Raw genomic sequence first — 12,839 nt, forward strand, 5'->3', positions numbered from 1 at the left:
GGAGAAGATTTATGGCAATAATGAAAATTGAATACCACTCAGAAGCTCTAGATATGTCTAGACAGGTTACGGTTTTATATCCAGATCGAAATCGTGTGGAAAATCCTGATGACAACGACATTCCTGTCCTATATCTTTTGCACGGTATGGGAGGAAATCAGGATTCCTGGCTGAATCGTTCTACAGTGGAACGGTTGGTTCGTTATACCAATCTTATCGTGGTTATGGTCAATACAGATAAAGGCTGGTATACCAATACCACCTATGGCATGAATTATTATGATGCTATTGCAGTAGAGTTGCCTCAAATTCTCAAACGATTTTTCCCAAATATGTCTGACAAGCGGGAGAAGAATTTTATCGCTGGTTTGTCTATGGGTGGTTATGGGACCTTCAAGATTGCCATGATGACCAATCGTTTTTCACACGCAGCTTCGCTTTCAGGCGCATTGTATTTTGATTTTGATAATCCAGCGGCAGCAGAATTGGGAAGTCTTTCGTATTGGCGAGGAGTATTTGGTGACATTTCTGATAAACAGAATCCAAATAATTTGTTAGAAATTGCTAAACAATCCGATAAAAAGACCAAATTTTATGCCTGGTGTGGTGAGGAAGATTTTCTTTTTGAAGGACATCAAAAGGCAGTTGGAGAGCTGAAAGAGCTAGGCTTTGATATCGAAGCGAGTTTCGGTCCTGGTAAACATGAGTGGTACTACTGGAATCAGCAGATTGAGAAAGTATTGGCTTGGTTGCCAATTGATTTCAAATTGGAAGAAAGACTGTCCTAGTGTTTAAGAAAAGTTTCAGAAATTATGGCTATACTAAAACCTATTTCTAGAAAGAGGTATAGTCTATGAAACTTATTGGAAATATTCTACGGTGGATTTGGCGGACATTTTGTGGTCTGATTTGGTTATCACTGGTGTTATTAGCTTGTGGTCTAGGTCTGTTATTCTATTTTCAACAGGAAGCAGCGCCTCAGATGTTACAAACTCTAGCTCAAGAAGTGCAATTGATGGTCAAAGGGCAGTCTGAAGTGACGATTGAAGAAGGTGTTAATACCATTAAGCACCTGACGACGGATACGGTCAATACAGCTGATCATGGTCGATGGGAAAGCAATACTGCGACTGTTTACATTGAAACCCAGAATCCAACATTTGTAGCTGCCTATGAAACAGCTATTGCCAATTGGAATGCGACAGGGACCTTCACTTTTGTGATGACAAGTGACCCAAGTCAGGCCGATATTATTGCAACAGAAATGAATGATGGAAATACCCAGGCAGCAGGCGAGGCCAATTCAACGACTAACTTATTAACCAATTATTATAGCTCTGTAACGGTGCGTCTGAATAGTTTTTATTTATCAAACGACCGATATGGTTATGATATGGATAGAATTATCCATACAGCTGAGCATGAGTTGGGCCATGCTATTGGCCTAGATCATGAAGATAGTCAGACCTCCGTTATGGAATCGGCAGGTTCTAATCATGGTATTCAGCAGGCAGATATTGATGCGGTCCTTGCCTTGTATTCAGAATAGAAGGGAAAATATGCTTCGAACAATTACAAACACAATAAAACGTTATCCTGAGCAAGCTCTGCTCTTTCTCTATAATGCTGGGATTTTTGCATGGATGCAGTCTACCAGTCATTCGATCATGGAACAAATCGGTATAGATAGCAACTGGTTTGATAAAATCCCCGAACCAATCAAGGCCTGGACAGGTGCAAGTCTAGAGAGTATGCAAACCTTACTCAATTCTTCCGCTTGGGGATGGCTGATTGTTTCGATGATTTTGATGCTGGTCATCCGCTTTGTCAAGGGCTTGATTAAGTTTGTCATCATGCTGATTATTATCGGCGGTGGTCTTTATCTGCTTTGGCAGAATAGGGAATTGCTTAGCGGTTTGGTCTAAATATTTTTTGAGAAGGACAGTGACGGGAAAGTCGCTGTTTTTTGTTGAAATCAGAAAAAGGATTCCGCACTGTTACCCTAAATTATGGTACAATATTTTTATGATTATTCTAAGTGGAAACAAGATTGAACGCTCTTTTGCGGGCGAGGTTTTATTTAATAATATCAATATTCAAGTGGATGAGCGGGATCGGATTGCCCTTGTCGGAAAAAATGGGGCAGGCAAGTCTACTCTGCTCAAAATCCTTGTCGGAGAAGAAGCAGCGACCAGCGGTGACATTTCAACTAAGCGTGATTTGTCCCTCTCTTATCTGGCACAGGACAGCCGTTTTGAGTCGGAAAATACTATCTATGATGAAATGCTCCATGTCTTTGACGACCTGCGGATGACGGAGAAACGTCTGCGGTCTATGGAAGAACAAATGGGCAGTCTGTCTGGTAATGAACTTGACCAGCTGATGAAAACTTATGATAGTTTGTCAGAGGAATTTCGTCTGGCAGGTGGTTTTAGCTATGAGGCGGACATTCGTGCCATTTTGAATGGTTTTAAGTTTGACCAGACTATGTGGGACATGAAAATCTCTGAGTTATCAGGTGGTCAGAACACTCGACTTGCACTGGCAAAAATGCTTCTTGAAAGCCCAGAGTTATTGGTGCTGGATGAGCCGACCAACCACCTGGACATTGACACGATTGCCTGGCTGGAAAACTACCTAGTGCATTACAAGGGAGCCTTGATTATCGTCAGCCATGACCGCTATTTCTTGGACAAGGTGGCGACACTGACACTGGATTTGACCAAGCATTCCTTGGACCGTTATGTGGGCAATTATTCTCAGTTTGTCGAGCTCAAAGAACAGAAGTTGCAAACGGAATTGCAAAACTATGAAAAGCAGCAGAAGGAAATTGCCAAACTAGAAGACTTTGTCCAGAAAAATATCGTCCGTGCTTCGACCACCAAGCGTGCTCAGGCTCGACGGAAAAAACTGGAAAAGATGGAGCAACTGGACAAGCCAACAACTGGTCAGAAGTCTGCCAACATGACCTTCCAGTCAGACAAGACTTCAGGAAATATCGTCTTGACAGTGGAAAATGCTGCGGTGGGCTACGATGGAGAAATACTTTCTCAGCCCATTTCCATTGACCAACGAAAGCTGGATGCCATTGCCATTGTCGGTCCGAATGGAATCGGAAAAACAACCCTGCTCAAATCCATCATCGGAGCTCTGCCATTTATCAAAGGGGAAGCCAAGCTCGGTGCCAATGTGGAAGTGGGCTACTATGACCAGACCCAGTCGGCCCTGACGCCTTCCAATACCGTCTTGGAGGAGCTCTGGTCAGCCTTTTCGACCACGCCTGAAGTGGAAATCCGCAACCGCCTTGGAGCTTTCCTTTTCTCAGGTGACGATGTCAAAAAGTCTGTCTCCATGCTATCTGGTGGGGAAAAAGCCCGCCTGCTCCTCGCTAAGCTGTCCATGGAAAACAACAACTTCCTCATCCTCGACGAGCCGACCAACCACTTGGATATCGACAGCAAGGAGGTCTTGGAAAATGCCCTCATCGACTTTGACGGCACCCTGCTCTTTGTCAGCCACGACCGCTATTTCATCAACCGCGTCGCCACAAAGGTGCTGGAAATCTCGGAAACGGGCTCCACGCTCTACTTGGGCGACTATGATTATTATCTGGAGAAAAAGGCAGAGCTGGAAGTAGAAGTCCAGCCTGACCAGCTAGAAAGTACCAGCCAATCAGCCGGAGCTATGGACTACCAAGCCCAAAAGGAAAACCAAAAAGAGCAACGCAAATTGGCCCGCCGCATCGAGCAAATCGAGGCAGAAATTGACAACATCGAAAACCGCCTGAGCGAGCTCAACCAAGCCATGCTAGAAACCAACGACATCGGCCAGCTGACCGATTACCAGAAAGAAATCGACCAACTGACAGCCCAACAAGAAAGCCTCATGGAAGAATGGGAAGCATTATCTGAGCAGATGGGGTAGGTTGACAGGAAGTTGACAATCTGTCAGAAACGCTATCAAATCAAGCTTGCAAGCAGGTCTTGCAATGAAAAAACTCTGCCGCAAAATTCTCTTGCGGCCAAAAATCTTATTTGCAAGCAAGCCTTTCTTGGCAAAGATCGACCGACAAGCTAAGATAAAGTTAGGACCTGCCAGACAGGGCCTAGTGAGGAGAACGAAATGAACTTTGGACAACAAATCAAGGACTTACGGAAGAAGGAAGGTTTGACCCAGGAGCAGTTTGCCCTCAAGCTCAATGTGACACGGCAGGCTGTTTCCAACTGGGAAAATGACAAAAACCTACCCGACTTGGAACTCTTGATTCTCATGTCCTCTGTCTTTTCAATCTCCCTAGATCAACTTATCTTAGGAGGAACTGACATGAACAACATGACAGAAAAACTTGTCAAAGACGGTCGCGAAGGCCGTCGTACCCAGATGCACCTGACCATTACCATTATCGGAAGCTTTCTCATGGTTTTAGGCCTTGTATGCTTTCTTATCAAGGCCAATTCCGTCGAATATGTCGATGCCAACGGCATCTTGCATGAAAACTTCTACCTGCTCCCAGTCGGCTACCTGCTGGTCTTTACAGGAGCCCTTGCCACCCTCCTATCAGGACTAGCCCTGAACCGCTTTAGAAAAGAAAATACCTAAGATGACCAAACACCCACGTTTCCTTAATAGCGACCAATTTTTCGCCTGTCCACATTGTGGGCAGGCTCTTGGTCTTGACCTAAACAGCCTCCGCTGTCCCAACCGTCACACCTTCGACATCGCCAAGCAAGGCTACGTCAATCTGGCACCTCAGGTCAAGCAGTCTGCCAACTACCACAAGTCTAGCTTTGAAAACCGCCAGGCCTTTTTAGAGGCGGGCTATTACGATCATCTCTATGAGGCTTTGGAGGGGAAAATAGCAGAGCTAGGCTTGCGGTCTGTCTTGGACATCGGTTGCGGGGAGGGCTTTTATTCCCGTAAGTTAGCCGAGAAAATGGACTTTGACATTCTTGCTTTTGATATTTCTAAGGATTCCATTCTCTTAGCAGCAAGGACAGATAGCACTAAGTCGGTCAAATGGTTTGTCGGTGACTTGACAAAGTTGCCTATTCAAGACAAGACCATTGACGGCATCTTGGACATCTTTTCCCCAGCCAATTATCAGGAGTTTGCCAGAGTGTTGAAAGTTGGTGGGGCTATCCTCAAGCTGGTCCCAGGCCCCAATCACCTCAAGGAGCTCCGCCATTTAGCCAAGGACCAACTCCGCAAGGAGTCTTATGATAACCAAGATATCGTGGACCATTTCAGGTCTTACGTGGGGCAGGTGGAGCAAGTGCTGGTCAGCCGGACCCTGCCGATTACAGCCGCCTATGCTCAAGTCCTAGCAGACATGACGCCCCTTTTTTTCCAAGTGGACCAGTCCAAGCTGGATTTGAGCCAGTTGACCGAGATTACGGTTGAGGGAGTGCTTTTGGTTGGAACGATATAAAAAATGAAACCGCCTCTGATTTCAGAAGCGGTTTTGCTTTATTTCTCATACTCTTCGAAAATCAAAGTCAGACGTTGTTGACTTGATTTGATGAACTTCAGTTCTATCTGCATCTGCGTCGCCTAGTCTGATTCTGATTTTCATTGAGTATCAAATTCTGCCTTACTTTTTACATCGCCGTATTCTTCAGCGACTTCTTTGCTGAGGATATCGGCATAGCTAGCAAGTTGGATGTCTTGTCCGTATTTTTTGCGGAGGGCAGTTGTGACCAGGCGGTAGGCTAGGTTGGCATTGCGGGACAGGATTGGTCCGTGGAAGTAGCTGCCGAAGGTGTTTTTGTAGTGCAGGCCTTCGCCACCGTCTTCCTTGTTGTTGCCATTACCATAGACAACCTTGCCCAGCGATTTTTGGTTGTCAGCTAAGAAGGTACGGCCTTGGTGGTTTTCAAAACCATAGTAGGTTTCGTTGAATTCATCATTGTGAATCTTGATGTCACCGATGTAGCGGTTGTTGGTTTGGTTGAGGGTGTAGTGGCCCATGATACCCAGTCCGTCAATCTTGCGGCCGCCAGCTTCGATGTAGTATTGACCGAGCAATTGGAAGCCACCGCAGATAGCCAGCATGACACCATCGTTTTCGATAAAGTCTGCTAGGCTGTCTTTTTTAGTCGGTAAATCCTTAGCTAGAATGGATTGTTCATAGTCCTGTCCACCGCCGAAAAAGGCGATATCGTAGAAATCCTTGTCAAATTCATCTGTCAGTGAAACGATGTCCACCTGGACACGAGCACCGAGCTTTTCAGCCACATACTTGAGCATGAGGATATTGCCATTGTCACCGTAGGTATTCATCAAATCGCCGTAGAGGTGAGCGATGTGGAGATCGTAAGTGTAGTCTTTTTCAGGACTTTTTAATGATGTATAGACCATTATTTCATCTCCTTTCCAACGGCTTGGCGTTGAGCCAGCAAGTCACGGAATTCCAGCATCGCCGTATAGGTTGCGAGGATATAGGCATGCTGACTGCTAGACTGCTCAATCAAGGTCATGATGTCTTCCAGTTTTGGCGTTTCAGTAATCTGGTCCTCTGGATAGCCAGTCACACGGAGGCGACGGGCAATTTCAGACGAACGAACACCACCTGCAAAGACTTGAGGAATGTCCATTTGGGTGATTTGTTCAAAGTCGGCGTCCCAAATCCAGCTGGTATCAATTCCGTCAGCGTAGTTGGCATTGAGAAGGACGGACAGGCTAAAATCGTAAGGAGCCAGTTTCATCATTTCAATGGCTTGGGTTGCACCGACAGGGTTTTTAATCAAGACCAGAGTACAATCCTTATCGCCCAATTTAAAGGTTTCTTGGCGACCAAAGACAGCCTTAGACTTGTCAAAACCTGCCTTGATTTTCTCAGGAGATACGCCGAAAAATTCTGCTACGCTGACAGCTGCTAGGGCATTATAGATATTGTAAAGCCCACCGATGTTGATTTTGTAATCCTGACCGTCAATAGCAAAGGTAGAAGAAGTATTGGTGATTTCCTTCAACTCTGTTAACTTGTAGTCCAGCTCAGGTCGGCTAAAGCCACAGTTGTTACAGATATAGCTACCCAAGTTAGCGTAGGTATTGAGCTTGTACTGGATAATCTGGTGGCAATGCGGGCAGAGAACGCCTTCGGTATTGTAATGGGCCAGACGTGGCTCATGCTCGTCCGTCGCAAAACCGTAGTATTTTACTGGATTGATAACGGTGGTCGAGTTGAAAAGCGGGCTGTCACCGTTGGCGAGAATGGTCGCCTGAGGTGCCTTGGCAGCCCCATCCAAAATCATCTGGTAGGTGGTATAAATCTCGCCGTAACGGTCCATTTGGTCACGGAAGATATTGGTAAAGACAATCAGGCTAGGCTTGATAAAGTCGGTGACACGGGCCAGGCTGGCCTCATCAATCTCCAAGACGGCAATCTTCTTGCCATTTTTATTTTTCTTGGCAGATAAAAAGGTGGCTGTAATCCCTGTAATCATATTGGCGCCGCTGGTATTGGTCGTAATTTCTCCAAAGGCTTCTTGGAGGATACCAACTGTCAGGGCGGTGGTCAGGGTCTTACCGTTAGTACCTGTCACAACAATGACTTCATAATCCTTAGCCAAACTATCTAAAATATGTTTATCGAATTTGAGGGCAATTTTTCCAGGCAGGGTAGTACCACGTCCTAGTTTTTTCAAAATGAACTGGGAACTTTTTCCTGCTAGAATACCCAAAGCTGTATTTATTTTCATGGGACTATTTTATCATAAAGGTCACTGATTTTCTAGAATGGAGTGTGTTGGAATGTGATATATTCCTGCAGTAAATCTGTAATATTTTTAACAGGAAGGTCACTATTTTCTAAAGAAAAGGGGAAAAAATATGGTATAATGAGTACATTACTATGTATGAGTTAGAAAGTATGAGAATGATATGTTAAACCTAAACCAGTTACTGGATACAGGGTATTGGTCGAGTTTGATAGCCAGTCCTTGGACCGCACTGTTGCACCTAATTGATATTAGTATAGTTGTTTATTTGATTTATAATTTTAGTAAGGCTATTGCAGGTACTAAAATTATGACATTGATTCGAGGGGTTTTTCTCTTCATTATTGTCCAGATTATAGCTAGTTTATTCGGTCTGCAGACGATTGCTTGGCTGATTAATCAAGTAATCACGTATGGAGTTATTGCAGCAGTAGTTATTTTTGCACCAGAGTTGCGTGCCATGCTTGAAAAACTCGGCAGGACAACTCAGATTTTTGGGGCAAATACTGTGAGTGCAGAAGAAAAGCTAATTGTTGCTTTTCTCAAATCTGTTGCTTATATGTCTCCGCGTAAAATTGGTGCACTTGTGGCAGTAGAACAAGCCCAAACATTACAAGAATATAGAGCAACGGGGATTCCTCTTAATGCGGATATATCTCAGGAATTATTAATAAATATTTTCATCCCGAATACACCGCTACACGATGGGGCCGTAATTGTCAAGGAAGACAAGGTAGCGGTTGCTTGTGCTTATTTGCCCCTGTCAGAGAGCGCAGGAATTTCAAAGGAATTTGGAACACGACACCGTGCAGCCATTGGCTTATCGGAGGTATCTGATGCGTTTGTGTTTATTGTTTCTGAAGAAACTGGCAGTATTTCTATTGCACGAAACGGGATATTCAAACATGACTTGACTTTGGATGAGTTTGAAGCAGAGTTGCGAGCGACTTTTATTTCTGAAAATGTAGAGAAAAAGTCCATCTGGAAGCGATTAGGAGGTGGCAAACATGAACGATAAGTTTAAAGCTGTAGGTCACTTAGCCCTATCTATTTTCCTAGCATTGTTGCTCTTTTTCTATGCAACAACCACCAACTATAAAAATTCAGAATCAGCTGCACAGAATACGGAGTCAGAAACCTATGTTCACACACTTAACAATGTACCGATTGAGATTGAATATGATACAAATAAGTATTTTATTTCCGGATTTTCTTCGACGGTGGCAGTTGAATTAAGGGGCTCTAATCGTGTTCTCCTACAGAGAGAATCAGATGAGTCAACTCGGACTTTTCAAGTGACTGCGGATTTGAGAGAGTTGAGTGATGGGACACAAACTGTCAAGCTACAATTGACCAATTTGCCGGCAGGAGTGAGTGCGACACTAGCACCAGATGCGATTACCGTCAAGATTGGTAAAAAAGTTAGCAAGGCATTCCCAGTAGCAGGTCGAGTCTATAGTAATCAATTGGCAGAAGGTTACAGTCTGTCTAAGGTTTCAGTCAACGTAGATACCGTTAAAGTGACAACGGATGAAGAAACAATGGCTAAGATTGATCGGGTCGAAGCTGTTGCGATGGATGTGAGCAATCTGTCTGAGAATTATAGTGGCACAGCTAAATTACAGGCTGTAGACAGCGATGGCAATGTCTTGCCAGTTGTACTGTCTCAGACGGAAGCAAATATGCAAATTATACTTACAAAAACAAAATAAGAGGTTATGAAAATGGGTAAATATTTTGGGACAGATGGTGTCCGTGGAGAAGCAAACGTAGAATTAACGCCAGAATTAGCATTCAAATTGGGTCGTTTTGGTGGTTATGTCCTTAGCCAGCATGAGACGGATGTTCCTCGTGTCTTTGTGGCGCGTGACACACGTATCTCAGGTCAAATGTTAGAGGCTGCCTTGATTGCAGGACTTCTATCAGTAGGGATTCATGTGTATAAATTGGGAGTTTTAGCGACACCGGGTGTTGCTCACCTAGTCAAAACTGAAAAAGCAAGTGCAGGTGTCATGATTTCTGCAAGTCATAACCCAGCGCAAGATAACGGTATCAAATTCTTTGCTGGTGATGGTTTCAAATTGGATGATGCATTGGAAGCGGAAATTGAGGCTCTTCTTGATGCTGAGGAAGACACATTGCCACGCCCATCCGCTCAAGGTTTAGGAGATGTGGTAGAATATCCAGAAGGTCTACGTAAGTACCAGCAATTCTTGGTGTCAACTGGTACAGATTTGGACGGTATGAAAGTTGCACTCGATACAGCCAATGGTGCTGCAGCAACATCTGCGCGTCAAATTTTTGTAGATTTGGGAGCAGATTTGACAGTAATGGCTGAAAAGCCAGATGGCTTGAATATCAATGAGGGCGTTGGTTCAACTCATCCTGAAAAATTGCAAGAACTGGTCAAGGAAACAGGTAGTCAAATTGGACTTGCCTTTGATGGTGACAGTGACCGCTTGATTGCCGTCGATGAAAATGGTGATTTAGTAGACGGCGACCGTATCATGTACATCGTTGGTAAATACCTTGCTGATCGAGGTCTATTGGCCAAAAATACAATTGTGACTACAGTTATGTCCAACCTTGGTTTCCATAAGGCTTTGGATCGTGAAGGTATTGAAAAAGCTGTGACCGCAGTTGGTGACCGTTATGTGGTCGAAGAAATGCGCAAGGAAGGCTACAATGTCGGTGGTGAGCAGTCAGGACATGTGATTCTGATGGATTATAACACCACAGGAGACGGCCAGTTGACCGCTGTGCAATTGACCAAAATCATGAAAGAAACTGGTAAGAAGTTGTCAGAATTGGCAGCAGAAGTGACCATTTACCCACAAAAATTGGTCAATATCCGTGTGGAAAACAGCATGAAAGACAAGGCAATGGAAGTGCCTGCTATTGCAGCTATCATTGAAAAAATGGAAGCAGAAATGGCTGGCAACGGTCGTATCTTGGTTCGCCCAAGTGGTACTGAGCCCCTCTTGCGTGTCATGGCAGAAGCGCCAACGGATGCTGAAGTCGATTACTACGTGGACACCATTGCCGATGTGGTCCGTGCGGAAATCGGGAGTTAGATAGAAATCAGTAACTCGTAGAGTTTGATTTCGTTGTCTAACCCCCGCAAGGTTGAGTAGGAATTTCACAGCTGATAGGCGAAGAAATTCCACTCAAGACTGCGAAAATAAAAGTAAAAACTGGGGTTTGTTACTCCAGTTCTTTGATGTTATGAGGAAATTATGAGTATTTTAGAAGTAAAGAATTTAAGTCATGGGTTTGGTGACCGTGCGATTTTTGAGAATGTCTCCTTCCGTCTCTTGAAAGGAGAGCATATCGGTCTTGTCGGTGCCAATGGAGAAGGGAAATCGACCTTTATGTCTATCGTGACAGGTCAGCTGCAGCCAGACGAAGGCAAGGTTGAATGGTCACGTTATGTAACAGCAGGTTATTTAGACCAGCATGCTAAACTAGAAAAAGGTCAATCAGTCCGTGATGTCTTGCGGACAGCCTTCGACGAACTCTTCAAGACAGAGGCTCGTATCAATGATATTTACATGTCTATGGCAGAAGAGGGTGCCGATATGGATGCACTCATGGAAGAGGTTGGCGAACTGCAGGATCGTTTGGAAAGCCGTGATTTCTATACGCTTGATGCCAAGATTGACGAAGTAGCGCGTGCGCTTGGTGTCATGGACTATGGTATGGACAAGGATGTGACGGAGTTATCGGGTGGACAACGGACTAAGGTTCTTTTGGCAAAATTGCTCTTGGAAAAACCTGACATCTTGCTTCTGGATGAGCCGACCAACTACTTGGATGCAGAGCATATTGACTGGCTTAAACGTTACTTGCAGAATTATGAAAATGCCTTTGTCTTGATTTCGCACGATATTCCTTTCTTGAATGATGTGATTAACATTGTCTACCATGTGGAAAATCAGCTTTTGACTCGCTACACGGGCGATTACTATCAATTCCAAGAAGTCCATGCTATGAAGCGGGCTCAGTTGGAGGCAGCCTATGAGCGCCAGCAGAAGGAAATCGCAGATTTGCAAGACTTCGTTAACCGTAACAAGGCCCGAGTTGCGACTCGAAACATGGCCATGTCTCGTCAGAAGAAATTGGACAAGATGGAGATTATTGAGCTTCAAGCAGAGAAACCAAAGCCGTCATTTGATTTCAAAATGGCTCGAACTCCAAGTCGCTTTATTTTCCAAACGACTGATTTGGAAATTGGTTATGACCGTGTATTGACACGTAAACCGCTCAATTTGACCTTTGAACGCAACCAGAAGATTGCCATTGTCGGTGCCAACGGTATCGGTAAATCTACTCTTCTTAAAAGTTTGCTGGGGATTATTCCACCGCTAGGCGGTTCTGTGGAGCGCGGGGAGTATCTGGAACTAGGCTATTTCGAGCAAGAAGTAGCTGGCGGCAATCGTCAGACCCCGCTGGAAGCCGTTTGGGATGCCTTTCCAGCCCTTAACCAGGCGGAAGTACGGGCAGCCTTGGCTCGTTGTGGTCTGACTTCCAAGCATATCGAAAGCCAGATCCAAGTTCTTTCAGGTGGTGAGCAGGCCAAAGTTCGCTTCTGTTTGCTTATGAACCGTGAAAACAATGTCCTGGTTCTCGACGAGCCGACCAACCACTTGGATGTGGATGCCAAGGATGAACTCAAACGTGCCCTTCAAGCCTATAAGGGCTCAATTCTCATGGTCTGTCACGAACCTGATTTCTATGAAGGCTGGGTGGACGATGTATGGGATTTTAATGAATTGACTTAAGAAACTAGCTGCCGAAAGGTGGCTTTTTCTTTGTGCTTATACTATAATAGAATGAGCATAGTAAAGGAGGTAATACTCAATAAAAATCAAAAATAGCAAGTCTAAGCTACTTATAACATGTGAAACCTTAATTTATAAGTTTGAGTTGAGGATTGTGGATTTCAAGTAGCTGTTTTCTTCTAAAAAATAACAAAATCGAAACGCTCCATATCCACTTGGAGTGGTAGGTGGCTATTTTTGATTTTAAATGAGTATAAAAATATGAAAAGAACAGAACGAGGTCATATTGGCTAGGCCTCTCCAGAGGGAGTAAAACGGTCTGGGGATAGACCGTTTTAGC

12 protein-coding genes are annotated in these 12,839 nt (G+C 44.5%); 10 read left to right on the forward strand and 2 right to left on the reverse strand.

The genetic code is table 11. From position 1 onward, the window contains the following. Nucleotides 1-11 precede the first annotated feature (11 nt). From GPW69_RS03620 to GPW69_RS03645, 6 genes are all read left to right on the forward strand, one after another. Nucleotides 12-788 carry an alpha/beta hydrolase gene (locus GPW69_RS03620; RefSeq protein ID WP_024406881.1) on the forward strand — a complete coding sequence of 259 codons (777 nt, stop codon included), beginning with the start codon at nucleotides 12-14 and terminating at the stop codon, nucleotides 786-788. Between the two features lie 65 nt (nucleotides 789-853). Next, on the forward strand, nucleotides 854-1,549 hold the full coding sequence (locus tag GPW69_RS03625) for a M57 family metalloprotease (protein ID WP_074391467.1): 696 nt from the start codon (nucleotides 854-856) through the stop codon (nucleotides 1,547-1,549). 10 nt (nucleotides 1,550-1,559) lie between these two features. Then, nucleotides 1,560-1,925: a hypothetical protein gene (locus GPW69_RS03630; protein WP_014638331.1), complete on the forward strand. Its 366-nt coding sequence runs from the start codon at nucleotides 1,560-1,562 to the stop codon at nucleotides 1,923-1,925. Between the two features lie 100 nt (nucleotides 1,926-2,025). Next, entirely contained in the window at nucleotides 2,026-3,924 is a 1,899-nt protein-coding gene (locus GPW69_RS03635) for an ABC-F family ATP-binding cassette domain-containing protein (protein WP_074391466.1), read from the forward strand. A 198-nt stretch (nucleotides 3,925-4,122) separates the two neighbouring features. Further along, a complete protein-coding gene (locus GPW69_RS03640; protein ID WP_074391465.1) occupies nucleotides 4,123-4,599 on the forward strand; it encodes a helix-turn-helix domain-containing protein in 477 nt (158 codons plus the stop codon). A 1-nt stretch (nucleotide 4,600) separates the two neighbouring features. Then, on the forward strand, nucleotides 4,601-5,428 hold the full coding sequence (locus tag GPW69_RS03645) for a putative RNA methyltransferase (RefSeq protein WP_074391464.1): 828 nt from the start codon (nucleotides 4,601-4,603) through the stop codon (nucleotides 5,426-5,428). Nucleotides 5,429-5,568: 140 nt separating this feature from the next. On the opposite strand, the gene gatD is transcribed toward GPW69_RS03645, so the two are convergent. Both gatD and murT read right to left on the reverse strand, forming a co-directional pair. Then, nucleotides 5,569-6,357 carry a lipid II isoglutaminyl synthase subunit GatD gene (gene gatD, locus GPW69_RS03655; RefSeq protein WP_074391463.1) on the reverse strand — a complete coding sequence of 263 codons (789 nt, stop codon included), beginning with the start codon at nucleotides 6,355-6,357 and terminating at the stop codon, nucleotides 5,569-5,571. Further along, a complete protein-coding gene (gene murT, locus GPW69_RS03660; protein WP_074391462.1) occupies nucleotides 6,357-7,700 on the reverse strand; it encodes a lipid II isoglutaminyl synthase subunit MurT in 1,344 nt (447 codons plus the stop codon). The genes gatD and murT overlap by 1 nt, the downstream gene beginning before the upstream one ends. Nucleotides 7,701-7,881: 181 nt before the next feature. Between murT and cdaA the strand changes: the two genes are divergently transcribed. The 4 genes from cdaA (at nucleotide 7,882) to GPW69_RS03680 (ending at nucleotide 12,499) form a co-directional block, all read left to right on the forward strand. Continuing rightward, complete coding sequence (gene cdaA, locus GPW69_RS03665) at nucleotides 7,882-8,736, forward strand: diadenylate cyclase CdaA (protein WP_024399762.1); 855 nt, start codon at nucleotides 7,882-7,884, stop codon at nucleotides 8,734-8,736. Further along, complete coding sequence (locus tag GPW69_RS03670) at nucleotides 8,726-9,430, forward strand: CdaR family protein (RefSeq protein ID WP_024399761.1); 705 nt, start codon at nucleotides 8,726-8,728, stop codon at nucleotides 9,428-9,430. The genes cdaA and GPW69_RS03670 overlap by 11 nt, the downstream gene beginning before the upstream one ends. A 12-nt stretch (nucleotides 9,431-9,442) precedes the next feature. Further along, nucleotides 9,443-10,792, forward strand: a complete 1,350-nt coding sequence (gene glmM / locus GPW69_RS03675) for a phosphoglucosamine mutase (RefSeq protein WP_024385421.1) — start codon at nucleotides 9,443-9,445, stop codon at nucleotides 10,790-10,792. A gap of 162 nt (nucleotides 10,793-10,954) precedes the next feature. Further along, nucleotides 10,955-12,499 (forward strand): ABC-F family ATP-binding cassette domain-containing protein, encoded by a 1,545-nt coding sequence (locus GPW69_RS03680; protein WP_009910410.1) that lies wholly within the window; start codon nucleotides 10,955-10,957, stop codon nucleotides 12,497-12,499. Nucleotides 12,500-12,839: the final 340 nt, after the last annotated feature.

It is taken from the genome of Streptococcus suis, from assembly GCF_902702775.1.
GTDB classification, from domain to species: domain Bacteria; phylum Bacillota; class Bacilli; order Lactobacillales; family Streptococcaceae; genus Streptococcus; species Streptococcus hashimotonensis.

Bases quoted from the DNA above. Each gene is read 5' to 3' on its own strand.
- GPW69_RS03620 (WP_024406881.1), top strand. From the start codon at position 12: ATGGCAATAATGAAAATTGAATACCACTCAGAAGCTCTAGATATGTCT.
- GPW69_RS03625 (WP_074391467.1), top strand. From the start codon at position 854: ATGAAACTTATTGGAAATATTCTACGGTGGATTTGGCGGACATTTTGT.
- GPW69_RS03630 (WP_014638331.1), top strand. From the start codon at position 1,560: ATGCTTCGAACAATTACAAACACAATAAAACGTTATCCTGAGCAAGCT.
- GPW69_RS03635 (WP_074391466.1), top strand. From the start codon at position 2,026: ATGATTATTCTAAGTGGAAACAAGATTGAACGCTCTTTTGCGGGCGAG.
- GPW69_RS03640 (WP_074391465.1), top strand. From the start codon at position 4,123: ATGAACTTTGGACAACAAATCAAGGACTTACGGAAGAAGGAAGGTTTG.
- GPW69_RS03645 (WP_074391464.1), top strand. From the start codon at position 4,601: ATGACCAAACACCCACGTTTCCTTAATAGCGACCAATTTTTCGCCTGT.
- gatD (WP_074391463.1), bottom strand. From the start codon at position 6,357: ATGGTCTATACATCATTAAAAAGTCCTGAAAAAGACTACACTTACGAT.
- murT (WP_074391462.1), bottom strand. From the start codon at position 7,700: ATGAAAATAAATACAGCTTTGGGTATTCTAGCAGGAAAAAGTTCCCAG.
- cdaA (WP_024399762.1), top strand. From the start codon at position 7,882: ATGTTAAACCTAAACCAGTTACTGGATACAGGGTATTGGTCGAGTTTG.
- GPW69_RS03670 (WP_024399761.1), top strand. From the start codon at position 8,726: ATGAACGATAAGTTTAAAGCTGTAGGTCACTTAGCCCTATCTATTTTC.
- glmM (WP_024385421.1), top strand. From the start codon at position 9,443: ATGGGTAAATATTTTGGGACAGATGGTGTCCGTGGAGAAGCAAACGTA.
- GPW69_RS03680 (WP_009910410.1), top strand. From the start codon at position 10,955: ATGAGTATTTTAGAAGTAAAGAATTTAAGTCATGGGTTTGGTGACCGT.